The sequence below is a fragment of the Glaciibacter superstes DSM 21135 genome, from assembly GCF_000421145.1.
GTDB classification, from domain to species: Bacteria; Actinomycetota; Actinomycetes; order Actinomycetales; family Microbacteriaceae; genus Cryobacterium; species Cryobacterium superstes.
Genome location: NZ_ATWH01000003.1, coordinates 236,492 through 261,000, shown reverse-complemented (window position 1 = coordinate 261,000; position 24,509 = coordinate 236,492). Strand labels below are relative to the sequence as shown.

Below are 24,509 nucleotides of genomic sequence, written 5' to 3'. Positions count from 1 at the left end.
GTGGCTAAATGACGCGCGTCATGGTGCGCTTCGGTGGGCAAACGTAACGTCGTGATTGCCCCGACAAGCGGGGTGATTGCGCCACGGAAGGACCACACCATGACCACCACCGCACCCACCAACACGCGCACGATTCTGCGCGCTGAAGGCTTTTCCTGCCCCTCCTGCGTGTCGAAGATCGAGAAGCAGGTCGGGCGTGTCGACGGGGTTTCCGCCGTCACGGTTCACTTCGCCTCCGCCCGCATCGAGATCGACCACGACCCGTTGGTCGTGAGCGTCGACGATTTGGTGGCGACAGTCGCAAAAGTCGGTTACGAGTCGCACCCGACAGCCATTTGACCCGCGCCGTTGCCGCGCAGCAGGGCCGCGGGACCCGCAGTCATTTGCGTTGTGAAATGCACCCGCGGCCCAGGGTCTCATCAGTCTCAAAGAAAGGTAAGCGCCATGAGCACGTTACGCAGCGGGATGAACAACCGGTGGGCGATCCCGGCCGTCTCGGGGTTACTGATCATCGTCGCGCTCGTGATGCTGCAGGTTCCGCGTTTCGACACGATCGGCAACATCGTTATGGTGGCCGCCGCGGTGGTGGCTGGTACCCGCATCGTGATGAACGCGGCGCGAGCGCTTCGAGCGAAAGTCATCGGTATCGATCTGCTGGTTTCGGTGGCCGCGATCGGTGCGGTCGTTATCGGTCAGTATTGGGAGGCCGCCGCGGTGACTTTCCTCTTCGCGATCGGTCATGCCCTTGAGACGGCAACCCTGAACAAGACCCGGTCTGCTCTGGCTGAACTGGTCGCTGTTGCTCCCGACGTCGCCATCGTTATGCGCGACGGCGAGCAGGTGGAGGTTTCTGCCGCCGCGGTGATCATGGGTGAGACGGTCCTGGTCAAGAACGGTGCCAAGGTTCCCGTCGACGGCGAAGTCGCCGGCGGTACCGGCACCCTCGATGAAGCGTCGATCACCGGTGAATCAATGCCGGTGGCGAAAGTGATCGGCGATCGGGTGTTCGCCGGCACCGTCTCACGGAGCGGATTCCTGCAGGTGTTTGCTACCGGCGTCGGTGCTGACACCACACTGGCCAGGATCATCCACCGGGTCGAAGACGCGCAGGAGGCCAAGGCCAAAACCCAAGTGTTCATGGACCGGTTCTCGGCTTGGTACACACCCGCCATCATGATCCTGGCCCTCGTCGTCGGCGTGCTCGCCACCGACGTCGTCCTGGCGCTGACACTTCTCGTCATCGGCTGCCCCGGAGCGCTCGTCATCTCCATCCCCGTGTCCATCGTTGCCGGCGTCGGCCGTGCGGCAAAGGATGGCATCCTCATCAAGGGCGGAGAGTATCTGGAGACTTCCGCGAAGATCACCGCCGTCGCTGTGGACAAGACGGGCACTCTGACAATGGGCCAGCCCCGTGTGACTGACGTGGTTGTGCTGAACCGAGGCATGACCCGAGAGCAGGTTCTGACCTGGGCCGGTCGCGCCGAAGCAGGCTCAGAGCACCCATTGGCCGAAGCGATACTGGATGCCGCAAAGCGCGAGGGCTTCAGTGTCATCGGTCTGCCGGAGTCGATCGAGCCGGTGCCAGGCAAGGGCATCGCGGTCAACACGGGAGGCCGCCGGGTTCTGATCGGCAACCTCGCCCTGCTTGCGCAGTACGGAATCGAGGGCACCGCTGTCGCGGCTCGCATTGCCGACGAGCTGGCCGAGGCGGGCCGCACGCCGATGATCGTCGCCGTTGATGAGGGAGTGGCCGGTGTGGTCGGTGTCGCCGACGAAGTCCGCCCCGATGCCGCCCAGATGGTGAAGGAGCTGCATGCCGGGGGTATCAAGAAAGTCATCATGCTCACCGGCGATGCGCCGCTGGTCGCCAATGCCGTTGGGGCGATCGCTGGCGTCGACGAGGTCCGTGCCTCGTTGCTGCCCGAAGACAAACTCAACGTTGTCGCCCAGCTGCAGGCGGAGGGGCATGTCGTGGCAATGGTCGGTGACGGTGTGAACGACGCACCCGCTCTCGCTACGGCTAACATCGGAGTCGCGATGGGAGCAGCCGGGTCGGCCGTGGCAGTGGAAACCGCTGACATCGCCTTGATGGGCGATAACCTTCTCAAGCTCCCCGAGGCGATCTCTCTGGCCAAGCGCACGGTGAACAATATGCGCCAGAACATCGCCATCGCCCTCATCACCGTGTCCCTGCTCTTGCTTGGCGTACTGCTGGGCGGCGTGACAATGTCTATCGGAATGCTCCTTCACGAAGCGTCAGTCCTGATCGTCATCGTCACGCCATGCGGCTGCTTCGCCGCGGACGTGACACCACTGTCACAGCAACGGTGTCCGCGGCATCCATCAGGATTCAGCCGAGCACGAGCTAAGCCCGCCGGCCAACGACACGGCGATGGCGAACGGAACGGTGCGGTACGGTACGGTCGTGAGCATGCCAGTCAGTCGGCCACGTCCATCGGAGACACATGCCACGTGGATCGCGGAGATCGAGGGCGCGCAGTCGCCGGACCTCCAGGGGGTCGACTCTCTGACCATTGCGCAGTTGCTTGACCACTTTCATGTGCCCGGTGTCAGCGTTGCTGTGATTGATGACTTCGAGGTCGCATGGACGAAGTCGTGGGGTGCCGCGGACGCGGAATCCGGTGAGAATGCGACCGATGAGACGCTCTACCAGGCAGCCTCGATCAGCAAGCCAGTGGCGGCAATGGCGTCGCTGAAGGCGGCGCAGCTCGGGTTGTTCGAGCTCGACCACGACGTCAATACCATCCTGAAGAGCTGGAAACTTCCGGATGCGCCATTCGGCGGAGGCCCCGCCGTTACACCACGGATGCTCATGAGCCACACCGCCGGCCTCGGAGACGGGTTTGGTTTCCCCGGGTATGAACCGGGCGAACCACTGCCCACTGTGTTGCAGGTGCTCGATGGACAGCCGCCCTCGAATTTGCCGGCAGTGCGGCTGGTGCGTCCGGCGATGACGGGTTATCAGTATTCCGGGGGTGGTATCCAGGTTCAGCAGCTCGTGCTCACCGACACCGTCGAGGAGCCATTTACGCAGATCATGAACGACTGGGTTCTGCAGCCGATCGGCATGTCGATGAGCACCTACGAGCAGCCTTTGTCGGCCGAACTCGAACACCGGGCCGCCCGTGCACACGACCACGCGGGTTCGACGATGAGCACTCGGTGGCACGTGTATCCGGAGCAGGCGGCTGCCGGCCTGTGGACGACACCTGGTGACCTGGCCAGATTCATGGTCGAGGTTCAGCGAACGCTGGCAGGGCGGTCGTCGCTGGTCCTGGACCAAACGACGATGCGGAACATGGTGACACCGGTGGGCGTTGGCCCGTTCGCGGTCGGCTTCATGGTGTCGCAGAAGGGTGAGGGCTGGTACTTCGAGCACGGCGGCGACAACTGGGGCTACAAGGCTCAAGTCATCGCGCACGTCGCCAAGGGCTACGGTGCCGTGATCATGACCAACGGCGACAACGGCGACAACGGTGGGTCGGTGATAACGGAGATCCAGGACCGGATCGCCAAATCGTACGGCTGGGACCTGCTCGACAAGCCCATACCCCAGTGAGCAGGCCGGGCAGCTCGCTATAAAGCGGTGGCGACCGCAACGTCGTTGTCGACGCTGTACGGCGACAGCTCGTCCATGGTGATGCCCAATGCAGAGCAGATCCGCAGGATCGTGAAGAATTCCGGTGAGGGGCTGCGTCCGGTCTCGATCTTGCGAAGCGTTTCGACGGAGATTGCGGCACGCGATGCGACGTCCACCATCGTTCGTGAGCCGCGCGCTTCCCGCAACGCAGCACCCAAATCGCGGCCTCGCCTGACTTCGGCGGGAGTGAGCGGAACACGAACCATGACACCAATAATAGTACCGGTATAGTAATACCGGTATTCGCCTCGGCATTGATGCCGACACCCGCAGAATGGAGGAGCGAGATGATCGAATTGCGCACAGCAGGCGAGATAGACGAGATGAAGGCAGCCGGCACGTTTGTCGCTTCAACCCTTGAGGCGCTGAAAGATCGCGCCGCAGTCGGTGTGAGCCTGCTCGAGTTGGACGCACTCGCCCACGAGCTCATCCGGCAGCGCGGCGCACAATCCTCTTATCTGGACTACGCGCCGTCGTTCGGCTCTGGACCGTTCGGATACGTCCTGTGCACATCGGTCAATGACGCCGTTCTTCACGGCAAGCCCAACCCATACCGTCTTCACGACGGAGACCTGCTCACACTCGACTTCGCGGCCAGCGTCAACGGTTGGGTAGCGGACTCCGCCATCAGCATCGTGGTCGGCACAGCTCGCCCCGAAGATCTCGAACTTATTGCACTCACCGAGCGCGCTCTCGACGCCGGAATCGCGGCCGCCATGGTGGGAAACAAGATCGGCGACATCTCCCATGCCATCGGAAGCGTCGCACACGACGCAGGTCTCAGCGTGAACCTGGAGTTCGGTGGCCACGGCGTCGGCCGAACCATGCATGGCGACCCACACATTCCCAACTCCGGTCGCGCCGGTCGTGGCTTCCCGCTCAGACCAGGACTTGTCATAGCGATCGAGCCGTGGTTCATGCGCGGTACAGACAAGCTCCGGGTCGACCGCGATGGCTGGACACTGCGCAGCGCAGACGGAAGTCGCACCGCCCACTCAGAACACACCATCGCGATCACCGCCGACGGCCCGATCACGCTCACCCGACGCAGCTGACAGTCAGTGATGGCAGGCGACGGGCGAGGCGAACGGATGTGACGGTCCGATCAGGCCTGGACGGCTGGACGACTTTAGGTTAGGCATGCCATACTTAGGCAATGCTTACTTCGACTGACGCCCCCGCACCCGTGCGCCAGGCGAGGCCCAGCTATCGTCCGTTCACGGTCTCGGTGGCGGCCATCAGGCAACTCTCCGACACCTTCACGAGGGTCACCTTCACCGGAGCCGAACTGTACGACTTCGGCACGGCGGGCCTCGACCAGCGGGTGAAGCTCATCCTCCCGCTTCCGGGCGTCGGCATCTCCGCACTGCCGGAGGACGAGTCCTGGTATGCGGCCTGGCGTGAGCTTCCAGACAGCCATCGCAACCCGATCCGCACCTACACGGTGCGCTCTGTACGCCCCGCGGATCGCGAGATAGACATCGACTTCGTGGCGCACGGAGACACCGGTCCGGCGTCGCGCTGGGTGCGCAGGGCCGTCGTCGGCGACGAGCTTGTGATCGTCGGCCCTGACGCGCTCGGACCAAACCCACGCAGTGGAATCGAATGGCGCCCCGGCGATGCGCGCAGCGTGCTGCTCGCCGGAGACGAGACCGCGGCGCCAGCCATCTGCGCCATCCTGGCCGCCCTCCCGCGCGACGCCCGCGGGTGCGCCTTCATCGAGGTTCCAGACGAGCGGGACGCGATGGAGACCGGGGCCCCGGATGGCGTGCAGGTCACCTGGCTCGCCAGGGCCAAAGCCGCTCTGCACCATGAATCGTCCACGCACGAGGCACATGGCTCAGCTCTCGAATCGGCTGTCAGGGCCTGGACGACACGTTCGGTGACAACCGCGCAGCGTGGCGCCGAAATCGCAGACGTCGACATTGAGAATGACATCCTCTGGGAGGTGCCGGAGGCGACGACCCACGGCAGCGACCTGTACGCGTGGCTGGCTGGGGAGGCAGGCGTCATCAAGACGCTCCGCCGCTTCCTGGTCTCCGAAACCGGAATCGACCGCAGGCAGGTGGCCTTCATGGGCTACTGGCGCAGCGGTCGGGCCGAAGCGAACTGAATCCGTTCCACAGAATCTTTCCCGGCTGCTGCCGGGCAGGCCGCACCGGCGCGGCACATCTCCATCACCGATACCCGCATCCAACGAAGGGAACGCCTGTGCGCGCTACCGACCCCATCCGATCCCGCCGCTTTGCAGCGCGAGCACGGCTCGCAGCCGTTGCAACGGCTAGTGCGCTACTGCTCGCCGGCTGTGCAAGCACGCCGGGAGACACGGACGCAACGGGCGACTCCGCGGCCGATGGCGCATTCCCGGTGACCATCGAAAGCGCACTCGGTGACGCCGTGATTCCCAGCGACCCGCAGAGCGTCGTCACGATCGGCTGGGGCTCCGCCGATACCGCGATCGCGCTCGGCACCGTTCCGGTCGGAATGGAAGCGGCCACCTGGGGCGGCGATGACGACCAGTACTTCCCGTGGACCCGCGATGCGATCGAAGCAGCGGGCGACGACCTTCCCGCCACCTTCGATGTGTACCCGGAGATCGACGTCGAGTCGGTGCTCGAACTCGCCCCAGACCTCATCCTCGCCCCGCAGTCCGGTATCAGTGCAGAGCAGTTCGCGACGCTGTCTGAGATCGCCCCGACGGTGGCATACCCTGACGAGCCGTGGCGCACCAGCTGGACAGATCAGATCGAGATCATCGGTGAAGCCCTCGGCAAAAGCGCCGAAGCCACGCAGCTGATCGACGACATCAACACCGAGCTGACGGATGCCGCGGCCGAGAACCCCGAGTTCGCCGACGTCAGTTTCGCGTACGTCTACACCGCTGAACCCGGCACACTTTCGCTCTACCAGGAGGGCGACCCACGCGTCGACCTCATCTCCGGTCTCGGCCTGAGCATGGCGTCTGCCGTCGCTGAGGTCCCGATCACCCAAGGCAGTTTCTCCTCGACCGTCGGCCTGGAACGGGCTGATCTCCTGAACGACGTCGACGTCGTCTTCACCTGGTTCAACGACGAAGCGAACCAGGGGCAGATCGAGGCGCAGCCGTTGTTCGCGCAGATCCCGGCTGTGCAGCGCGGATCGTATGTGCCGAGCGTTGACAACCAGCTGGGCATGGCTTCGAGCATGCTCACCCCGCTCAGCGTTCCGTGGGCGCTCGACCAGTACGTTCCGATGATCAAGGATGCGGTGGCGAAGGTCGCACAGTAGCGTCGGAGACCTGTACACCGGGCACCCGCGATGACCACTACCGTCGCCGAATCGGGGGCCGGCCTCACCGCCGGTCCCCATCGGCGCACCCTGCGGCGGCGCGCTTCGGTTCGCGTGCTGTGGCTGGCCGTGCTTGTCGCCATGCTCATCGTCGTCTGCCTGTTGAGCCTGGCCGTCGGTAACAAATACATCCCGCTGACGGATGTCTGGACCGCGCTTGTCGCTCCAGGTGACAGTTACGCGGACACCGTCATCGCCAGCCGCATTCCGCGCACGCTGCTCGGCCTGCTGGTCGGTGCCGCGCTCGCGGTCGCGGGCGGCGTCATGCAGGGCGTGACCAGGAACCCGCTCGCCGACCCCGGCCTGTTCGGGGTCAACACCGGGGCTGCGGCCGCGATCGTGGTTGCGGCCGCGCTCGGGTTGGGGTCGGCGGCGACGAGTGTCTGGATCGCCCTTCCCGGTGCGTTCGCCGCGGTTGTCATCGTCTACCTGCTCGGCTCCGGCCGCGGACGGGCGACGCCGGTGCGGCTCGTCCTGGCCGGCGTTGTGGTGTCCGCGGTGCTCGTGGCGATCATCCAGGCCATCACGCTCACCATGCCGGAGGTCTTCGACGCCTACCGGTTCTGGGTGGTCGGGTCCCTGGCCGGCCGTGACCCTGGGCTGGTCACCGACATCCTTCCGTTCATCGTCGTCGGACTGCTGCTCGCCCTCATCCTCTCCGGGTCGCTCAATGCCCTTGCGCTCGGCGACGACACCGCTCGCGCGCTCGGGGCGCATGTCGGTCGCACACGCATCCTCGGGGCCGTCGCGACCACGCTGCTCTGCGCCGCGGCGACCGCCGCCGTCGGGCCGATCTCGTTCGTCGGCCTCGCCGTTCCGCACATCGTGCGCAGTTTCACCGGTGCCGATCACCGCTGGCTGCTGCCGTACTGCCTGGTCGCCGGTCCGGCGCTGCTCCTCGCCGCCGACATCCTCGGGCGCGTCGTCGCCAGCCCGACCGAACTCATGGTCGGCATCGTCACGGCATTCGTCGGGGGGCCCATCCTGGTCCTGGCCGTACGACGGATGAAGGCTGCGGCATGAGCCAGACCACGCTGCGGGCAGGACAGTGGCTGAGCCTGACGGTGCGACGGCGCAGTCTTGTCGTCGCCGGAATCGTCGTCGTCGGCATCCTGGTCAGCGCCGTTCTGACGCTCACCCTCGGACGACTGGGAATCGCCCTTCCCGACCTGGTGCCGGCGATCCTGGGGTCGAGTAGCGGCCCCGACAAGATCGTGCTCGGCGTCTTCCGAGGGCCGCGCCTGGTTGTGGCGATCGCCGCCGGCGCGGCCTTCGGCATCGCCGGCACCCTGTTCCAGACCGTCACCCGCAACCCCCTCGGCAGCCCGGACGTGATCGGCCTGACCGCAGGGGCCTCGGCCGGCGCAGCGGCATTCGGACTGCTCTGGCCCGGCATCCTGCCCCTGCCCGTCGGTGCACTCCTCGGCGCGCTCGCTGCCATGCTCCTGGTCTGGCTCGGAACGGGAAAGGGCTTCTCCTCTCCGGCACGGATGCTTCTGATCGGCATCGGCGTATCGGCGATGTCCCTCGCGTTTGTGCAGTTTGTCATCACCAGGGCGGGGCTCGAACAGGCGACGGTGCTCGCCACTTACCTCAACGGCAGCCTGGCATCGCGTTCGTGGAGCGACGCGGCCGTCATCTGGGCGAGCGTGGCCATGCTGCTTCCATGTGCGCTGCTGTTGAGCCGTCGGCTTCAACTGATGGAAATGGGCGACGACCAGGCAGACAGTCTGGGCGCACGAAGCGGCCAGACGAGACTGCTGGCGGTCCTCGTCGCCATCGGACTTGCAACCGCCGCAGTGAGCGTCGCTGGTCCGATCGCCTTCATCGCACTCACGGCGCCGCAGATCGCCAGGCGCCTCAGCCGCAGTGCGGGGCCGAACGTGGCGCTGTCCGCCCTGATGGGCGCGTTCCTGCTCACATTCGCTGATCTGCTCGCACAGCAGCTGCCATTCGAGGTGCAGTTGCCGGTTGGCGTGCTCACTGCCATCCTTGGCGGGATCTACCTCGGCTACCTGCTCGTCGCGCAATGGAAGAAGGGAACCGTCTAGTGATGGCATCCGCTGTACCCGGCCCAGATGCGCAGGCAGTGCCGACGGCTCCTCGCCTGTCCGCTCGAGGACTGCGCCTGGCCTACGACAGACGGGTGGTGGTCGACGACCTCTCCATCGACATCCCGTCCGGAGGATTCACGATCATCGTCGGGCCGAACGCCTGCGGAAAGTCGACGCTTCTCAAAGCGCTCTCGCGCACGCTGTCGCCCGCTGCCGGTGAGGTGCTGCTCGACGGCCGCCCACTCGCGTCCTATCGCAGCAAGGCCGTCGCCCGACAGCTCGCCATGCTGCCGCAGAGTCCGATCGCCCCAGAGGCGATCACGGTGCGCGACCTGGTGGGTCGGGGCCGGTTTCCCCACCAGAGGCTGCTTCGGCAGTGGTCGGCAGTCGACGAGCGCGCTGTGGAAGAAGCGCTCGCCGCGACGAACAGTGAGGAACTCGCCGAGCGCTACGTCGCCGAACTCTCCGGTGGCCAGCGCCAGCGGGTCTGGATCGCGATGGTGCTGGCGCAGCAGACTGGTCTTCTCCTGCTCGACGAGCCGACGACCTTCCTCGACATCGCTCACCAGTACGAAGTGCTCGAACTCTGCGCCCGCCTGCATGCGGAAGGGCGCACCCTGGCCCTGGTGTTGCACGACCTGAACCAGGCGGCCAGGTACGCCACCAACCTCGTCGTGATGAAGGCTGGCCGCGTCGTTGCCGTCGGCGACCCTGCGCAGATCCTCACCGCAGAGCTCGTCGAAGACGTCTTCGGCCTGGCCTGCGTGATCATCCCAGACCCCGAGTCTGGGACACCGCTGGTCATTCCGCGTGCCGCACGCACCGGCATCCGTCACCCACCCGTCGCCGAGCCGTGAGCTAAGCACCTTCCCAGCGCTGGGAACATGCTTAAGTCACGGCTCGGCGAGGCTTAGGTGCATCGCGGCTTGGGTGTAGCGCTGCACCCGAACATTGCGCCCCACTCAGCGCAGGTAGCCGCCCTTTTCGAGGCCGGCCTCGATCTCCCACCGGTTCTTCAGCGGATTGCGGCCTGCGAGCAGGTATAACAGCGGGAAGACCATTCCGTATCGCTGCCACTGCAGTTTGTGCACGGCCTCATGTTCGAGCACATCGGCAGACACGTTCTGGTGCGTGAGGTAGCAACCGCCGACGCAGGAGCCGCCGCGTCCGAACGACCATTTCGGCATCCCGCGGAACACGATCATGCCGTTGCGGCGCTCGACCTTGCCTGTACTCCAGATCGAACCCCAGACGATCCCGACCAGCGTTGCGTAGAGGTAGCCGGCCCGGCTGATGGGGGAGTCGAAGAGGATGCGGCGCACCCGGCAAGCCTACGTGGTGAAACTGCCAGCGACGCTGAAGCATGCTGAGTTCTGACGCGGCGTTAAATGCTGGGACGGCCATACGCCTCAAGGAATCGGAGCCAGACCTCGCTCAGGGTGGGGTAGCTCGGCACCGCGTGCCAGAGTCGCGCCAACGGCACCTCGCCGACCACGGCGATAGTCGCGGAGTGCAGCAGTTCGCCGACGTCCTGTCCGACGAAGGTGACTCCGAGCAGAACCTGGCGGTCTTCGTCGACGATGGCCCGAGCCTGGCCGGTGTAATCATCGGCCAGCACGGTGGCACCGCCCAGCCAGCTGAGGTCGTAATCAAGAACACGGATGCGGTAGCCGGCCTTCTCCGCGGCCTCGGCGGTGAGCCCGACCGAGGCCACTTCGGGGTCGGTGAATGTCACCTGCGGCACGGCGGCGTGGTCTGCGGTAGCGACGTGGGTTCCCCACGGCTCGTCATCGACCGGCTTGCCGTTCGCCCTGGCCGCGATGACGTCGCCCGCTGCCCTGGCCTGGTATTTGCCCTGGTGGGTGAGCAGGGCGCGGTTGTTGACGTCACCCGTCGCGTAGAGCCATTCACCCTCCAGCACCGGGGAGTCACCCCGCACCAGCATCGTGTCATCAACGGTGAGCCAGTCACCGTCGGACATTCCGACGACTCCCAGGCCGAGGTCCTGGGTGCGCGGAATCCGGCCGGTGGCAACGAGCACCTGGCTCGCGGTGACCGTGCTGCCGTCGTCGAGGCTCAGCTCAACATCACCGTCTGCATTGCGAGCGAGTTCTGTCGCGGAGACCCCGGTGAGGACGGTGGCGCCTGCCGCGCGCAGGGCATCCGTCACCAGTTCGCCGGCGAACGGCTCGAGTTTGCCCAGCAGTGTGCCACGCACAACGAGGGTCACCGTCGTGCCGAGCGCCGCGTATGCGGTCGCCATCTCGGCGCCGACGGTGCCGCCCCCGATGATGGCCAGGCTGGTCGGCACCTCGGTGGCGCTGGTCGCCTCGCGGCTGCTCCACGGGTCAACGTCGGCGAGCCCGGGAATGTCTGGGAGCAGTGCAGCAGATCCGCTGCAGACCGCCACGGCGTGGGTGGCGGTGAGAACAGTGGTAGCTCCGTCGTCTGCAGTGACCGTGACCTCGCGCACGCCGGTGATGCGTGCGTGGCCGCGAACCAGCGCGATTTCGGCTGAATCCAACCACCTCACCTGCGACTCGTCCGACCAGTTGTGTGTGACCCGGTCACGGCGGGCGAACGCCGCGCGGGCATCGAGTTCGCCGGTGACGGCCTCGGCCGCGCCCCCGACCCTGCGCGCGGCATCGAGGGCCGTGCCGGCACGGATGAGGGCCTTCGACGGCATGCATGCCCAATACGAACAGTCGCCGCCGACGAGCTCGCTCTCGATGATGACGGCGGTCAGACCGCCCTGAACAGCCCGATCGGCGACGTTTTCGCCCGACGAGCCGCCGCCGATCACGATGAGGTCGTACGTTTCGGCTGCGGATGTCATCTCGTCCCCTGTCGCTTGCGGATTCCGTGCTCAGCGGCGCCCGGCCGCGGCACGTCTTCGCAGCCTACCCCGGCATCCGTCGAGGGGGACAGCCCTGAACCGGAGTCGGTCGGCACGCCGGTCGGCACGCCGGTCAGTGCGTCGATCGCTGCATCGGTCAGCGACCCACGAACCTTGCCGGCTGTCGGGTGAGGAACGCTTCCATACCGATCCGGGCGTCTTCGCTGGCGGCCAATCGGGCGAGACCGGGCTGGAGGTCAGCTTCAGCGGCGGCGTCGCCTTCCCATATCGCTTTTCGTGCATTGGCGAGGGTGGCCTGCACAGCGAGCGGAGCCTGGGCGGCGATACGCTCGGCGAGTTCGAGCGCACGATCGAGCTGGGTGCCGTCTGGGACGACCTCCTGCACCAGGCCGATCCGGTGCGCTTCAGCCGCGTCGAACAGGTCGCCGGTGAGGATCCAGCGCATGGCGTTGCCCCAGCCGACAGCGCGCGGGAAACGGATGGTCGCACCGCCGAACGGAAGGATGCCACGGGAGACCTCGATCTGCCCGAATTGTGTCGACTGCGCGGCGACGGCGATATCGCTGGCGAGGATGAGTTCGATGCCGAGCGTCAGGCACGTCCCTTGCACAGCGATGACAACCGGTTTGGTGAGGGACTGTCCGGCGACCTGCCACGGATGGATGCCGCCTGGCGGCACGACGTCGAGTCCATCCGGGCCGAGACGGGGACCGATGTCGGCCAGGTCGAGTCCGGCGGTGAAATGGTCGCCGACCGCGTGCACAACACCCACGCGGAGTTCGAGATCGCGCTCGAGGTCACCGTAGGCGAGTGCGAGCTGCTGCAGCAGGGCGAAGTCGGCGGCATTGCGCTTCTCTGGCCGATTGAAGCCGATCAGCAGCACGTGGCCGCGTCGTTCGGTGATGATTCTCTGCTCGTCGCTCACTGCGTCTCCCTCGACGGATGTCTCATGCCTGATGCCTGTCGCCGGCGCTGTCCGCGCCCCTGCCATGCTAGCTTCGCCGCGCTGCGCGGGGATTACGTCCAGCCCTGCGACCTCGCGTCGTTATATACGGGGCGGTGATGCCCACAGCTGGATATGATCACCCCGGACGCCGACAGCTCAGTGTGTGAGCGAGCCGTGCCGCCCATTCGCTGATTAGGAGCGACCGAGCTTGCGAGGCCGCGTCTCGAAATCCGGCGCGGTCTGTGGAGCCGGATTCCTTCTTAGACGCGCACCTGGGCAGAGTTCTCCCCGATGGTTCGGCCGGCGTGTTTCTGGCATTTGTTCTGGGCAAAAGTTGAATGCGGTGCGAGTTGACCATGGGTTGGCACCTTGGGAGTATTGCCGTCATGACCGCACTGATCTCGCACACAACCTTCGACTGCCTTGACGCCTACCCCCTGTCGGTGTTTTGGGGAAAGGTGCTCGGATTCGCACAGGACGTTGACAATCCAGACGAGCCCGGTGATGCCGAGTGCATGATCTTCTCCCCTGACGGCGCCCAGCGACTGCTGTTCATCGAGGTTCCGGAAGCGAAGCAGGTTAAGAACCGACTGCACCTGGACCTCGTGCCTGCCGAGGGCACTCGCGACCAGGAGCTGACGCGCCTGCTGGAGTTGGGCGCCCACACCGTCGATGACCGACGGCTCCCGGACGGATCAGGGTGGGTCGTACTCGGCGACCCCGAAGGCAACGAGTTCTGCATCCTGCGCAGTGACGCCGAACGAGCGAGTTGAAGAACCGATTCATAACCGTCCACCGCCAGTGCGGAGCGATTACATCCAGCCCTGGGGCATCGCATCCGTATATACGGGGTGGTGATGCCCGCAGCTGGACGTAATCTCCCCGCGGCAGCTGACAGCTCAGCGGGTGAGCGCGCCGATGATGCGCAGGATGCTCGGCAGGTCGTCTTCTGCGTGCTCCGGTGATGAGGGGGAGAAACCGGCGATGGTCGCGCCCGCCAGGGTGAAGTCCGCTCGCAGTGCCGTGATCGCCGTCGTGAGAGTGCCGACGTCGATGCCGAACGGCAACGGATTGGCCAGCCCGTTCAGGGCAGCAGGATCGAGCACATCGAGGTCGATGTGCAGGTACACGTGCGCGGTACCGGTGCGTCGCACCGCTTCAACGAGAGCCTCTGGAGTCTCCAGGTCGTCTGATCCGAGAATGGCGACCGACCGGGCGCGGATGACCTCCGCTTCCGCCGCGTCGATGTCTCGCGTTCCGGCGAGCACCACTCGCTCGAGCGGCACAGCCCCGGAGCCAGAGAGCCGAAGCCCTTCAACGCCCTCTCCGGTGATCGCGCGCAACGCCATGCCGGTGAACCCGCCAGATGGCGACGACTCGGGGGTATGCAGGTCGGGGTGGGCGTCGAACCAGACCAGCGCGACGTCGTCCGGATGCCGCGCGGCTGCGTTTTCGACGGCCGTGAGGGAGACACCGCAGTCGCCACCGACGGTCAACGTCCAGTCTGAGGTGCCAGCCTGAGCTTGCGACATCCGCTGCCGTACGGCCACCAGCGCCGAGAACCGGCTGATCCCGGTGTCGAGGGAATCGCCGGCCTCCGTCGGGACCTCCACATCGGTGGTGGCGGATGCCGGCAGGTCGCCCCTGATGGCGACCGCGCCGTCAGCAAGGCGCATTGCACGTGGCGAGACCGATCCTTGCCACTGGGGCACAACAACGAAGTTCGCAGGCACGCCTCAAGTATCCTCTCTCAGCATCGAACGAGGCATCTTCAGTACTCGCCTGCGCGGCTGCCCCAATTTTGCAGGGTTGTGCAGGTAGCGGGGACTGTCTGGATTACGAGAATGTCCAAAGCCGTCTGCACGCGTCCCGGTCGACGTCCGGCTTACGGGCCAGCTCAGCGAGGAACCCCGCCTGACCGTTCATCGATAGGACAGCCCGCCCCTCGATGGTCATCCAGCACCTCGTGCTGACGGAGGACCGCTCGCGCTATCGATGAACAGGCGTTGACATGCAAGTCGCGCCTTGCCTAAAGTATGTCCATGGTCCATGTCTTCCGAGCTCTCGACGATGAGACGAGGCGCCTCGTCCTCGACGAACTATCAGTGCGCGACGGCCAGACCCTCTTCGAGATCTGTTCCGTGCTCACGATGCGGCATGGCCTCAGCCTTACGCGCCAGGCGATCTCGCAGCACCTCGGCGTGCTCGAGTCGGCTGGCCTCGTCGTGACGGAGCGGCGCGGACGTTCCAAGTTTCACTACTTCAATCCCGAGCCACTCGCCGAGATCACCGGACGATGGCCCACCAGAAAGAGGACCGAACAATGAGAATTGCCCTGACGAGCGTGTTCGTCGACGACCAGCGAGCAGCTCTCACCTTCTACACTGAGGTGCTCGGCTTCACGAAGCGGCGGGACATCCCCCTCGGTGATAACTTCTGGCTCACCGTCGTGTCGCCCGAATCGATTGACGGTCCGGAGCTGTTGCTGGAGCCGTCGGATCATCATGCCGTGAAGCCGTATCGGGATGCTCTTGTCGAAGACGGCATCCCACTCGCTCAATTCGCCGTCGACGACCTCGAGGCCGAGCACGCCAGGCTGACTAGCAAGGGCGTGGTGTTCACGCAGTCGCCAACTGACGTCGGCACTGCTGTCGTGGCCGTTTTTGATGACACGTGCGGCAACCTCATTCAGCTCATCGAAGAGAAGGCGGACAAGAACCACGCCGACGCCCGCTGAGGGTTCCGCTTGCGGGCAACTCGGTCAACGAATCGAATCGTGCTGTGAGTTTGATCGCTCTGTGGCGGCGTTCTGTGATCGTTCGCAGTCGTTTCGCCCGCGCCAAACAGCAGATCGCCGGCACCCTGTAGCACCCGGCAGCGAATCGTTCTCCGCGCACCGCGGTGCCTCTAAGCAGTTGCATCAGGGATACTTGTTGAGTAGCTGGCGGATGGGAGAATATGACAAAGCACACGGTGATCGTTTCGCAGGGGCGCGTTGCGGACAGGACAGACGGAGCGCTCGTGGGAGCTCGTCTGACGGGCGATGCTCTGGCCTCGCTTCTTGGTGTCGATCCTGTTCACATTGGAACACCGACGGCAGCGCGCGATGACGACTGGACCCAAAGCCTCCCGGCTGCGAACGCAGTCCTGACCGAACTTCGATCAGCGCTCGGGCGAGCTCTTGACGTCGGATCGATTCCTATTCTTGCCACGAACACTTGCGCGGCAAGCCTCGCAACACTGCCGGAGGTCGCAGAGCGCTTTCCGGATGCAGTGGTCCTATGGATCGACGCGCACGGAGACTTCAACACCCCAGATACGACTGGCTCTGGCTACCTCGGCGGCATGGCCCTGTCCGGGGCCTGTGGGCTCTGGGACAGCGGTCACGGCGCGGGGCTGAACCCCACTCAGGTTGCCCTCGTCGGAGCCCGGGACATCGACGAGGCAGAACGAGAACTCTTGACCGCAGCCGGAGTGCGTATCTTCTCTCCGTCAGAAAGCACGCCTGCGGCCGTGAGCCAATTTGTTGCAGACAGGCCCCTTTGGATCCACGTCGACTGGGACGTGCTCGAGCCCGGCTACATTCCCGCGGCGTACAAGGTCCCCGACGGCCTACGCCCTCACCAAATCTCAGCTATCTTCGCCGCACTGCCGACCGAGAGCATCCGCGGGGTGGAGCTAGCCGAGTTCGAAGCCGGCGAACCCAACCTACCCGAGCACCTCAGCGTGGAGCTCATCCTCGAAACCTTCCAGCACCTCATCCGCCCATAGTTCGTACCGCAATGCGCCCGTCAACGGAGACCGCGACACATCGGCGTTTCAAAGAAGAGCTTCGGCTCCGTAGCGTACGGGATGTCCGCACCGGCGTTTCACCCACCTCTCCTACTCGCTAAGCGGAGCTGCGTACGGCGGATACCTCGTTCTAGATCCGTCCACACGCAGCCCACTTTGGCGCCCGGTAGAGGTTCCGCTTGCGGGAATCTGGCCTCTCCAAATCAACTGCTTGCGGGCAGCGTCAGACGATGGCCTCGACATGCAGTCGGAGCCCGAGGGCGTGGGACACCTTGATGGATGCGCTTTACTTTAAGGGGACCCGGCCAATGCCGCTATGCGGTGGCCGCGTCAGCTGATCCGCTCGGCCAAGGCCACGATGATTCCTTCCGGGCCACGCACGTAGGCCATGCGCCAGACACGCTCATACTGGCCGATGCCACCGACCAACCCGTACCCCTCCGTGGCCAGCCGGTCGACCTGCGCCTGGAGATCGTCGACTTCGAAGGACAAACTGCGCAGCCCGAGCTCGTTAGCCATGGCGGCCGGCGATACCCGCTCGGGGTCGGGCCGGACAAAGTTGGAAAGCTCCACTCCTGTACCTCCGTCAGGCGTTCGCAACATAACGATCTCTGTCCGGGAATCAGGGATCGCTATGACCGTGTCGATGAACTCACCCTCCACGAACGCTCTGCCCTCGATCTCGAGACCGAGTCCAACGAAGAACGCCGTCACGTGGTCGAGGTCCTGAACGGTGACACCGACGTGGTCGAACCGAATGATTCGCGACATGAGCACAGCCTCCAAGAATTCGTTCTGCACGGCCCAGGACGGAGCCTACGGCGAATCCAGGACGAGAGGAAGACTCCGCCGCGCGGCGCAGAGTCTGCGCCCGGCTAACGATCCGCTAGAGGTCGCTGTCCAGTGAGCATTCCCGAACTATGTCGCTTGGCAACACAACGATGTATCGTTGAGTATCGTTCATAGTCAAGCGGGAGGTCATCATGGGTAATTCGTTCCCAGCAGGAGGATTCGGCGCCGGTAACCATGCCGAGGGTATGTGGCAGGTAATGGAGCAATTGCGATCGACATTTGAGAAGCGCGCTGGCAGCCGCATGGGCCGAGGCGACGTGCGTGCGGCAGTGCTTGCGCTGCTGGCGGAGAAGCCGATGCACGGCTACCAGATCATCCGGGAAATCGAGGAGCGCAGCAACGGCGCCTGGAAGCCGAGCGCCGGCTCCGTATACCCGACGCTGCAGCTGCTCGCCGACGAGGGGCTGATCAGCGCAGAGGAGTCGAACGGCCGCAAGACCTATGCGCTGACCGAGGTTGGGCGCGAGGCGGTCGCCGGTTCCGGCGCAACCGCCCCGTGGGAGACCGCGAGCGCGGGCGACAATGGCGGGTTCACCGCCCTGCCCAAGGCGGGCGTGGAGCTCGCGCAGGCTGCCGCCCAGGTGGGTCGCACTGGCTCGCCGGAGCAGGTTCAGCAGGCGGTGACAGTGCTCGACGAGGCACGTCGTCGGCTCTACTCGATTCTCGCTCAGGACTGACGGAGGTGTCGTCGGTTCGCCAGGGTCGAGGAGATTCGCTGGCCGGGGCCGGGAACACACGCGCTCGCTATCGTCGCATCCTGCGGTTCGCAGGGTGGAATCTTGCCGTGACGTGGTGGTTCGAACTGTTCCTCCCACGCATCGGCCTCACGAAAATCGCCGAGAGCACCCGGCGGCGGCGGATGCAGCGCTTCGCACGCCGCTTCCACGTGCTCGCGGTGGAACTCGGGGGGCTGATGATCAAGGTCGGCCAGTTCATGTCGTCGCGGCTCGACGTGCTGCCACCCGAGATCACGTCCGAACTCGAGGGACTGCAGGACGAAGTACCTCCTGTGCCGTTCCCGGGGATCCGTTCGCTTGCCGAGGCGGAGCTCGGCGTGTCGCTCGAGCGGGCGTTCGCGACGATTGACGAGACACCGGTGGCGGCGGCATCTCTCGGTCAGGCGCACCGCGCCACTCTCGGCGCTCTCGACGCAACCGACACGGGGCTGAGGGGGGTCGTACTCAAGGTGCAGCGACCGGGCATCGATGAGGTCGTCGATGTCGACCTCGCAGCACTGCGCAAGGTGGGCGGATGGCTCAGCCGCGTGCGTCTCATCTCTGACCGTGTTGATATGCCCGCCCTCGTGGAGGAGTTCGCGGTCACGAGCCTCGAAGAGATCGACTACCTGCACGAAGCCACAAATTCGGAGCGTTTCGCGGCGGATTTTGCAGGCGATGATCGGGTGGCGGTTCCCGCAGTCGTGTGGGAGCGCACTACCAGGCGCGTCCTCACTCTTGAGGATGTGACGGCGATCAAGATCACCGATAGGGATGCGCTCCGCGCCGCCGGAATCGACCCGGGGGAGGTGGCAGCCGTCTTCGCGACGGTGATGTTCGACCAGTTGTTCACCCACGGCTTCTTCCACGCCGACCCGCACCCGGGCAATATCTTCGTCACACCGGTCACCGACGGCTCCGGGGCTCGCCCGTGGAGACTGACGTTCATCGACTTCGGCATGATGGGGGAAGTGCCGAGCAGCACCCGCAGCGGCCTGCGGAAACTGCTGATCGCGGCCGCGTCGCGCGACGGCAAGGGTCTGGTGAAAGCGATCCGCGACCTGGGTGTGCTGCTACCGACAGCTGAGACGACGGAGCTAGAGCGGGCGATGGTGCAGCTCTTCGCCCGGTTCGGCGGCATGGGATTCGCAGAGCTGCGCGACGTCGACCCGCGCGAATTTCGAGACTTCGCGCGGCAGTTCGGTGATGTGGTCCGCTCGTTGCCGTTCCAGCTGCCGGAGAACTTCCTGCTCATCATCCGTGCCATGTCACTCACCTCTGGGGTGTGCAGCGCGCTCGACCCGGACTTCAACCTGTGGGATTCCGTCGAACCGTACGCGGCGCAACTGCTGCGAGACGAGGGCGGCAACGTGGTAAAGGATGTCGCTCAGCAGGCGCTTGAGGTCGCAGGGATCGCCGTGCGGTTGCCACAGCGTCTTGACGAGATCATCACCCGGATCGAGGACGGCTCCGTTTCGGGGCAAAGCCCCGCCCTCGAACGCCGGGTTGCCCGGCTGGAACGCTCCGCGCAGCGACTGGTCTCGGCGCTCCTGTTCGGCGGACTCCTCGTCGCTGGTGTCCTGCTCCGCGCCGAGGATGCGGTGTTCGGCACGGTGCTGATGATCGCGTCGATCCTTCCGCTGCTGCACGCGCTCTTCGCGTCCCGTCGCGGATAGGCCTCATGTCCGATGAGTCACATGTCGCGGTAGCGCTTCGCGGCGACGGTCGCGGCCCGCAATTCGGCATCGTTCATGCGCGGGCCGTAACCGGGGGTGTCGCGCTGGATGCGCCACCCCTCGGCGAGCGGACCCAGGTCAACGGCGTCGAAGCCGAAAGTGTTCAGCAGCTCCGTCACACGCAGGCGAGCGGATGCGTCGTCTCCGGCCACGATGAGCGCCCTGCGGTTGTCAGAGCCGGTCGGCTGGGCATCCTCGGTCAGCGCAGACGCATAGATGTGATTGAAGGCCTTGACCACCTTCGAGTCCGGCAGCTTGTCCTGCAGAAGCTCGGAGACCGTCGTGGACTCATCGTCGAGCGCCGGAATGTTGCCGTCGCGCTGCGGATAGTAGTTGTTGGTGTCGATCACGATCTTGCCGGCCAGTTCGGCCACCGGAAGCGAGGCGATCCCGCTCAGGGGAATCGTCACCACCACGAGGTCAGCTGCGGCAGCGGCCTCTGCGGGGGTTGCCGCCCGCGCCTGGTCACCGAGTTCGGTGACCAGGTCCTGCAGGGTATCGGGGCCGCGCGAGTTGCTCACGACGACGTCGTATCCGTTGGCCACGCCGAGGCGTGCGAGCTGGCTGCCGATGTGACCGGCGCCGATGAGTCCGAGAGTTGTCATGCTTGCGGAAAGCGATAGCGCCTGCGGGATATTCCCGCAGGCGCCATCACGCGTCGAGCTCTCTGTCGGTGCTACTGGCCGATTGCCGGCGACTGCCCGGCCTTCAGCGCGGCGAGCCTGGCATCGACCTCGGTGAGCTCACCGATGTCTTCCAGGCTCTCGAACTGGGAATCGAGGCTGGACGCAGCGAGCTCCTGCGCACCGCGAACCTTGGCCTCTTCGCGACGGATCTTGTCTTCGAACCGGCTGACCTCGCTCGTCGGGTCCATGATGTCGATGCTCTTCACGGCATCCATCACCTGGGACTGGGCCTGGGCGGTCTTGGAACGGGCGATGAGCTCGTCGCGCTTCGACGCCAGCTGGTTCAGCTTCTGCTTCATCGCGTTGAGGCCGTTCTTCAACTGCTCGACGACCTGCGTCTGAGACGCGATCTGCGGGTCGGCGTCCTTGGCTTCCTTCTCGGACTGCAGCTGGCGCCCGAGGGCAACCTTGGCCAGGTTGTCGAACTTGTCGGCATCCGTCGTGTTGCCTGAGGCACGCAGTTCGTCGCCCTTGCGGCTGGCGGCCAGGGCTTTGTTACCCCATTCGCCTGCGGCCTCGACGTCTTCGCGGTGGTCATCCTCGAGCAGCCGCAGGTTGCCGATCGTCTCGGCAATGGCACTCTCGGCGTCGGCGATGCTGTTCGTGTAGTCGCGCACCATCTGGTCGAGCATGAGCTTCGGGTCTTCAGCGGAGTCCAGGAGCGCATTGATGTTCGCCTTCGCGAGCTGGGAGATGCGGCCAAAGATGGACTGTTTACTCATTGTGCGTGTCCTTTCGGGGATTGTGCATGGTGTGGTTGACAGTGAGACGTTGATGGGGAGAAGACGGCGAGCGGATGTCGGTGACAGGTTCTAGAAGCGGCCGCCACCCCCGCGTCGTGAGCGTGAACCGCTTGAGCTGCGGCGTGAACCGCTGCTGCGAGACGAACTCCGGCTGCGTGAGCTGCTGCCGCCTCCCCAACCAGATGACGAGCGGCCACCGCCCCCGCCTCCGCCGCTGAAGAGACCGCCGAGGATGGCGCCCATCAGGAGGTCGCCGCCACCCCCAGAAGACCCGCCGCCGTACGAACTGCCGCCGAACATCCCGGACAGGCCGCCAGACCCGCCGTAACCAGACCCGCCGTCGCTCTCGTAGCCGCCGTCCTGGAATCCTCCGACGTCGTTTCGTGCGAGTTGCACGGCTTCCGCGGCTAGCGAATTGGCACGCTGGGCAGACGTGAGGGCCGTCTCCGGGTCGGTCCCGGCCTGCGACTCGGCCAGAACGACCAGCCGACCGGCCTCGGCGAGCCTGGTGCGGGCATCCGCCCCCACCGCGCCTCGCCTGGTGGTGATGAAGTCCTCGGCGGCCGAAATCTGGCTGTGCGAGGACTGGATCGCCTGGCCGAGTGCAGCCCTGGCGCGCTTGACCTGCGCCTCGGCGTCGCGCACTCCCTGCAGCACGGCGTCCATCTGCACATTGGCGGCTTCTAGCTTTGTGCCGAGTTCGATGGGGTTGATCTGGCCGGATGCCATGGCGCTCTTCGCCTCGGAGAGCGTTCGCTCCGTGGACGCGATCACGGCGGGAAGCGCGGCAGACGGGCCGTCTCCAACCGGAAGACCGCGTGCGGTGAGCAGATCGGCTTCCAGATCGGCGATGGTCGAACTCGCACTCTGGGTGGCTGCACGAAGGTCGGTGCCCAACCGGTCGACCGCGTCGACCAAAACCGTGGCCTGGTCGACGGCCGCTTCAGCCGAACGGATGCCGACGGCCGCCGTTGCCGTCTCGCCCGCCGCGAGCCTGGCATCGACATCAGTCAGTGCGGCCCGCGCGAAAGCCAGGCGTTCTGCGGCCTGGACGGCGTTGTCGGCCACGGTGGCGATGGATTCCGCCGTGTACCCGGCGGACAACGTGGTGAGGGTGCTCTCGGCTGCTGTGACGCGAGCATCCAGGCCATCCGCCTCCGCTGCGACGGCCCCGGCCGCCGCCGGTGCGTTCTTCTCGAGCGCTCGCAGCGCGTCGAAAGATTTCTTCTGGGCATCGAGCGAGGTGTTGGCGCCCTCGCAGAGCTCGGCGATCTGCACGTACCAGGCGCGCTGTTGCTCCTCGGTGTCTGGCGCGGAGTCATCGAGCTGTTGCTGCAGGGTGAACGCCTGGGTGAGTTGCTCCTTTGCCGTTGCCAGCGCCTTCTTGAATTCAACGGTGGAGTCAGCACCGTACTGGGCGATTGCGAAACCGAGCTCCTGCTCGCTCGTCTTGATTGCGTCATCCGTCTGAACGAGCGCGCTGCCCGCCTGTTGTTTGAGTTCGGCGATCGGAACGCCGCCGTTCTTCCCGGCGCCTCCCGATGCACGACGGCGACTTCGCACGATGAAGAAGACGATGATCGCGATGACAACGAGAGCGAGGAGCACGATCCAGAGCGGGTTGAAACCGCCTCCTGACCCGCTCGGTTGGGCTTCGCCTGGCGTGACATCCGGTGCGGTCACCTCGCCACCGGTCAGACTGGCGGTGAGACCGTCTGCTGCCCCGATCGCGGCGCCGGCCCAGTCGTTTTCCCGTAGCGCCGACTCAATGGCGACAGATTCGACTTCGCCCAATTGCGCATCCGTCAGTGCGAAGTCGCCGGCCACCGACAACTGGTACTGGCGGTCACCGGTCGCAACGGCGAGCAGCACGTCTGTGGCGCCCATCCCGTTCTTGTCGGCGGTCTCGTCTGCCCACTGGTCCCGGTTGTCTACTCCGGTGAAGCTGTCGACGTAGACAACGAAGAGATCGGTGCCCGTTTCGGTGTACAGCCGGTCGACGGCGTCGGTCACCTGGGATTCCCGGTCGCCGAGCACGCCGACCTTGTCGACGATGTGGCTTGAGCCGAACTCCACTGGGTCCTCTGCGAAGGCGGCAGTCGGAACTCCCACCGTCACGGTCATCGCTGCAGCAAGCAGCCCGATTCCGACCATCAATCGTGCCCGCATCGGCCTGCTCTCTCGCGTTGGGAACCTTCTGCGAGCTTACGGCCAGCCCGGTGACGAGTCTAGGAACTCGCTGGGAAGAACGGGGGAACAGTCTGCGGGTCGAACTGTTTCGGCCTGTTACACGCCGCCTCGCGCGCACCGGGCGGTACCCGAGAGACTTGCACCATGTCCGCATCCTTCGATCTGCCGCGTGTCGACCTGCCGCGTGTGGGCCTGCCGCGCCTGGCCGTTGTCGAAGTGACGGCGCATCGCCCGGACCGGCCCGAGTACCACGCGAAGGTGCAGACGCTCAATTCGCGGGTCGTCGCCGATGGCGAGGCCGGCGGCTGGCAGGTCACCCGCGTGGCGGCGGCGGATGTCACGGTCGCCGAACTGCTGGAGACGACGGATGCCTGTGACGCAGTCGTCATCGTTGGTGGCGAAGACATCACACCAGCGCTGTACGGCGCGCATGAAGGGTATGAGGGGGAGACCCTGCACTTCGCGGCCGCCGACGAAGGGCAGATTGCGCTGGTGCGACGGGCAGTGGCCCGCAACACACCGCTGCTTGGCATCTGCCGCGGACTCCAGGTGATCAACGTGGCGCTCGGTGGCAGCATCGTGCAGCACATCAAGGAAGACGGCGTGCACCGCACATTCGGGGTGCCGATCGACCAGGTGCTGACCGAGCACGGTGTCATCCTTGCCGCCGACAGCGCCCTCACACGCAGCCTGGGCTCACGCGAGGTCTCTGTGCAGAGTGCGCACCACCAGAGCGTTGACCGCCTCGGCGACGGACTCGTTGCCGCGGCGCACGCTCCAGACGGACTCATCGAGGCGCTCGAACACGAGAGCGCCCCGATCACCGGAGTGCAATGGCACCCCGAAGCGCCGGCTGCTCCCGCGCACCAGCTGCCGCTGCTTCTAGCCGGTCTTGGCCACCAGCTCGCAGCAGGATCGGCCGCGCAGACCACTTCCGTTGCTGCCTGAG

General features: G+C 65.5%; 23 protein-coding genes and 2 pseudogenes. 16 read left to right on the top strand and 9 right to left on the bottom strand.

The window, feature by feature from the left end; all coding sequences use genetic code 11:
* Positions 1 to 99: 99 nt before the first annotated feature.
* From K323_RS0105550 to K323_RS0105540, 3 genes and pseudogenes are all read left to right on the top strand, one after another.
* Complete coding sequence (locus tag K323_RS0105550) at positions 100 to 339, top strand: cation transporter (protein WP_022884298.1); 240 nt, start codon at positions 100 to 102, stop codon at positions 337 to 339.
* A 105-nt stretch (positions 340 to 444) separates the two neighbouring features.
* A pseudogene (locus K323_RS28395) lies at positions 445 to 2,369 on the top strand (heavy metal translocating P-type ATPase).
* 173 nt (positions 2,370 to 2,542) lie between these two features.
* Entirely contained in the window at positions 2,543 to 3,580 is a 1,038-nt protein-coding gene (locus K323_RS0105540; RefSeq protein ID WP_169515603.1) for a serine hydrolase domain-containing protein, read from the top strand.
* Positions 3,581 to 3,597: 17 nt separating this feature from the next.
* On the opposite strand, the gene K323_RS24430 is transcribed toward K323_RS0105540, so the two are convergent.
* Positions 3,598 to 3,867: a helix-turn-helix domain-containing protein gene (locus K323_RS24430; protein WP_022884296.1), complete on the bottom strand. Its 270-nt coding sequence runs from the start codon at positions 3,865 to 3,867 to the stop codon at positions 3,598 to 3,600.
* 81 nt (positions 3,868 to 3,948) lie between these two features.
* On the opposite strand from K323_RS24430, the gene map reads away from it, so the two are divergent.
* The 6 genes from map (at position 3,949) to K323_RS0105505 (ending at position 9,899) form a co-directional block, all read left to right on the top strand.
* Entirely contained in the window at positions 3,949 to 4,716 is a 768-nt protein-coding gene (gene map / locus K323_RS0105530; RefSeq protein WP_022884295.1) for a type I methionyl aminopeptidase, read from the top strand.
* 101 nt (positions 4,717 to 4,817) lie between these two features.
* Positions 4,818 to 5,774, top strand: a complete 957-nt coding sequence (locus K323_RS0105525; protein WP_033372453.1) for a siderophore-interacting protein — start codon at positions 4,818 to 4,820, stop codon at positions 5,772 to 5,774.
* A 98-nt stretch (positions 5,775 to 5,872) separates the two neighbouring features.
* The gene (locus K323_RS0105520; RefSeq protein ID WP_022884293.1) at positions 5,873 to 6,928 is read left to right on the top strand and encodes an iron-siderophore ABC transporter substrate-binding protein; all 1,056 of its coding nucleotides are present in this window, start codon (positions 5,873 to 5,875) and stop codon (positions 6,926 to 6,928) included.
* A 30-nt stretch (positions 6,929 to 6,958) separates the two neighbouring features.
* Positions 6,959 to 8,011, top strand: a complete 1,053-nt coding sequence (locus tag K323_RS0105515) for a FecCD family ABC transporter permease (protein WP_022884292.1) — start codon at positions 6,959 to 6,961, stop codon at positions 8,009 to 8,011.
* Positions 8,008 to 9,039, top strand: a complete 1,032-nt coding sequence (locus tag K323_RS0105510; protein ID WP_022884291.1) for a FecCD family ABC transporter permease — start codon at positions 8,008 to 8,010, stop codon at positions 9,037 to 9,039. The genes K323_RS0105515 and K323_RS0105510 overlap by 4 nt, the downstream gene beginning before the upstream one ends.
* A 2-nt stretch (positions 9,040 to 9,041) precedes the next feature.
* Positions 9,042 to 9,899 (top strand): ABC transporter ATP-binding protein, encoded by an 858-nt coding sequence (locus K323_RS0105505; RefSeq protein WP_051147208.1) that lies wholly within the window; start codon positions 9,042 to 9,044, stop codon positions 9,897 to 9,899.
* A gap of 105 nt (positions 9,900 to 10,004) precedes the next feature.
* Here K323_RS0105505 and K323_RS0105500 read toward each other — a convergent pair whose 3' ends face one another.
* The 3 genes from K323_RS0105500 to K323_RS0105490 form a co-directional block, all read right to left on the bottom strand.
* The gene (locus K323_RS0105500) at positions 10,005 to 10,364 is read right to left on the bottom strand and encodes a hypothetical protein (RefSeq protein ID WP_022884289.1); all 360 of its coding nucleotides are present in this window, start codon (positions 10,362 to 10,364) and stop codon (positions 10,005 to 10,007) included.
* 62 nt (positions 10,365 to 10,426) lie between these two features.
* The gene (locus tag K323_RS0105495; RefSeq protein ID WP_022884288.1) at positions 10,427 to 11,878 is read right to left on the bottom strand and encodes a dihydrolipoyl dehydrogenase family protein; all 1,452 of its coding nucleotides are present in this window, start codon (positions 11,876 to 11,878) and stop codon (positions 10,427 to 10,429) included.
* Positions 11,879 to 12,035: 157 nt separating this feature from the next.
* Entirely contained in the window at positions 12,036 to 12,824 is a 789-nt protein-coding gene (locus K323_RS0105490; protein WP_033372510.1) for a crotonase/enoyl-CoA hydratase family protein, read from the bottom strand.
* Positions 12,825 to 13,231: 407 nt separating this feature from the next.
* Between K323_RS0105490 and K323_RS0105485 the strand changes: the two genes are divergently transcribed.
* The gene (locus tag K323_RS0105485) at positions 13,232 to 13,618 is read left to right on the top strand and encodes a VOC family protein (RefSeq protein WP_026851277.1); all 387 of its coding nucleotides are present in this window, start codon (positions 13,232 to 13,234) and stop codon (positions 13,616 to 13,618) included.
* Positions 13,619 to 13,744: 126 nt separating this feature from the next.
* On the opposite strand, the gene K323_RS0105480 is transcribed toward K323_RS0105485, so the two are convergent.
* Positions 13,745 to 14,578: an arginase family protein gene (locus tag K323_RS0105480; protein WP_022884285.1), complete on the bottom strand. Its 834-nt coding sequence runs from the start codon at positions 14,576 to 14,578 to the stop codon at positions 13,745 to 13,747.
* Between the two features lie 309 nt (positions 14,579 to 14,887).
* On the opposite strand from K323_RS0105480, the gene K323_RS0105470 reads away from it, so the two are divergent.
* The 3 genes from K323_RS0105470 (at position 14,888) to K323_RS24425 (ending at position 16,616) form a co-directional block, all read left to right on the top strand.
* Entirely contained in the window at positions 14,888 to 15,172 is a 285-nt protein-coding gene (locus K323_RS0105470) for an ArsR/SmtB family transcription factor (protein WP_026851276.1), read from the top strand.
* On the top strand, positions 15,169 to 15,582 hold the full coding sequence (locus K323_RS0105465) for a VOC family protein (RefSeq protein ID WP_022884282.1): 414 nt from the start codon (positions 15,169 to 15,171) through the stop codon (positions 15,580 to 15,582). Before K323_RS0105470 ends, K323_RS0105465 begins: the two co-directional genes overlap by 4 nt.
* 221 nt (positions 15,583 to 15,803) lie before the next feature.
* Positions 15,804 to 16,616 (top strand): arginase family protein, encoded by an 813-nt coding sequence (locus tag K323_RS24425; protein WP_022884281.1) that lies wholly within the window; start codon positions 15,804 to 15,806, stop codon positions 16,614 to 16,616.
* A 351-nt stretch (positions 16,617 to 16,967) separates the two neighbouring features.
* On the opposite strand, the gene K323_RS0105450 is transcribed toward K323_RS24425, so the two are convergent.
* Positions 16,968 to 17,408, bottom strand: a complete 441-nt coding sequence (locus K323_RS0105450) for a VOC family protein (RefSeq protein ID WP_026851275.1) — start codon at positions 17,406 to 17,408, stop codon at positions 16,968 to 16,970.
* Positions 17,409 to 17,620: 212 nt separating this feature from the next.
* Between K323_RS0105450 and K323_RS0105445 the strand changes: the two genes are divergently transcribed.
* Positions 17,621 to 18,166 carry a PadR family transcriptional regulator gene (locus K323_RS0105445; protein WP_026851274.1) on the top strand — a complete coding sequence of 182 codons (546 nt, stop codon included), beginning with the start codon at positions 17,621 to 17,623 and terminating at the stop codon, positions 18,164 to 18,166.
* 5 nt (positions 18,167 to 18,171) lie between these two features.
* The gene (locus K323_RS0105440; protein ID WP_022884278.1) at positions 18,172 to 19,881 is read left to right on the top strand and encodes an ABC1 kinase family protein; all 1,710 of its coding nucleotides are present in this window, start codon (positions 18,172 to 18,174) and stop codon (positions 19,879 to 19,881) included.
* A 17-nt stretch (positions 19,882 to 19,898) separates the two neighbouring features.
* On the opposite strand, the pseudogene K323_RS0105435 reads toward K323_RS0105440, so the two are convergent.
* From K323_RS0105435 to K323_RS30665, 3 genes and pseudogenes are all read right to left on the bottom strand, one after another.
* A pseudogene (locus tag K323_RS0105435) lies at positions 19,899 to 20,606 on the bottom strand (NADPH-dependent F420 reductase); the annotation flags it as partial.
* An 11-nt stretch (positions 20,607 to 20,617) separates the two neighbouring features.
* Positions 20,618 to 21,349, bottom strand: a complete 732-nt coding sequence (locus K323_RS0105430; RefSeq protein ID WP_022884276.1) for a PspA/IM30 family protein — start codon at positions 21,347 to 21,349, stop codon at positions 20,618 to 20,620.
* Positions 21,350 to 21,439: 90 nt separating this feature from the next.
* Entirely contained in the window at positions 21,440 to 23,539 is a 2,100-nt protein-coding gene (locus tag K323_RS30665; RefSeq protein WP_022884275.1) for a TPM domain-containing protein, read from the bottom strand.
* A gap of 165 nt (positions 23,540 to 23,704) precedes the next feature.
* Between K323_RS30665 and K323_RS0105420 the strand changes: the two genes are divergently transcribed.
* Positions 23,705 to 24,508, top strand: a complete 804-nt coding sequence (locus tag K323_RS0105420; protein ID WP_022884274.1) for a gamma-glutamyl-gamma-aminobutyrate hydrolase family protein — start codon at positions 23,705 to 23,707, stop codon at positions 24,506 to 24,508.
* Position 24,509 lies beyond the last annotated feature (1 nt).

Bases quoted from the DNA above. Each gene is read 5' to 3' on its own strand.
- K323_RS0105450 (WP_026851275.1), bottom strand. From the start codon at position 17,408: ATGTCGCGAATCATTCGGTTCGACCACGTCGGTGTCACCGTTCAGGAC.
- K323_RS0105465 (WP_022884282.1), top strand. From the start codon at position 15,169: ATGAGAATTGCCCTGACGAGCGTGTTCGTCGACGACCAGCGAGCAGCT.
- K323_RS0105430 (WP_022884276.1), bottom strand. From the start codon at position 21,349: ATGAGTAAACAGTCCATCTTTGGCCGCATCTCCCAGCTCGCGAAGGCG.
- K323_RS0105420 (WP_022884274.1), top strand. From the start codon at position 23,705: ATGTCCGCATCCTTCGATCTGCCGCGTGTCGACCTGCCGCGTGTGGGC.
- K323_RS0105485 (WP_026851277.1), top strand. From the start codon at position 13,232: ATGACCGCACTGATCTCGCACACAACCTTCGACTGCCTTGACGCCTAC.
- K323_RS0105550 (WP_022884298.1), top strand. From the start codon at position 100: ATGACCACCACCGCACCCACCAACACGCGCACGATTCTGCGCGCTGAA.
- map (WP_022884295.1), top strand. From the start codon at position 3,949: ATGATCGAATTGCGCACAGCAGGCGAGATAGACGAGATGAAGGCAGCC.
- K323_RS30665 (WP_022884275.1), bottom strand. From the start codon at position 23,539: ATGCGGGCACGATTGATGGTCGGAATCGGGCTGCTTGCTGCAGCGATG.
- K323_RS0105470 (WP_026851276.1), top strand. From the start codon at position 14,888: ATGGTCCATGTCTTCCGAGCTCTCGACGATGAGACGAGGCGCCTCGTC.
- K323_RS0105445 (WP_026851274.1), top strand. From the start codon at position 17,621: ATGGGTAATTCGTTCCCAGCAGGAGGATTCGGCGCCGGTAACCATGCC.
- K323_RS0105505 (WP_051147208.1), top strand. From the start codon at position 9,042: ATGGCATCCGCTGTACCCGGCCCAGATGCGCAGGCAGTGCCGACGGCT.
- K323_RS0105515 (WP_022884292.1), top strand. From the start codon at position 6,959: ATGACCACTACCGTCGCCGAATCGGGGGCCGGCCTCACCGCCGGTCCC.
- K323_RS0105495 (WP_022884288.1), bottom strand. From the start codon at position 11,878: ATGACATCCGCAGCCGAAACGTACGACCTCATCGTGATCGGCGGCGGC.
- K323_RS0105525 (WP_033372453.1), top strand. From the start codon at position 4,818: ATGCTTACTTCGACTGACGCCCCCGCACCCGTGCGCCAGGCGAGGCCC.
- K323_RS24425 (WP_022884281.1), top strand. From the start codon at position 15,804: ATGACAAAGCACACGGTGATCGTTTCGCAGGGGCGCGTTGCGGACAGG.
- K323_RS0105510 (WP_022884291.1), top strand. From the start codon at position 8,008: ATGAGCCAGACCACGCTGCGGGCAGGACAGTGGCTGAGCCTGACGGTG.
- K323_RS24430 (WP_022884296.1), bottom strand. From the start codon at position 3,867: ATGGTTCGTGTTCCGCTCACTCCCGCCGAAGTCAGGCGAGGCCGCGAT.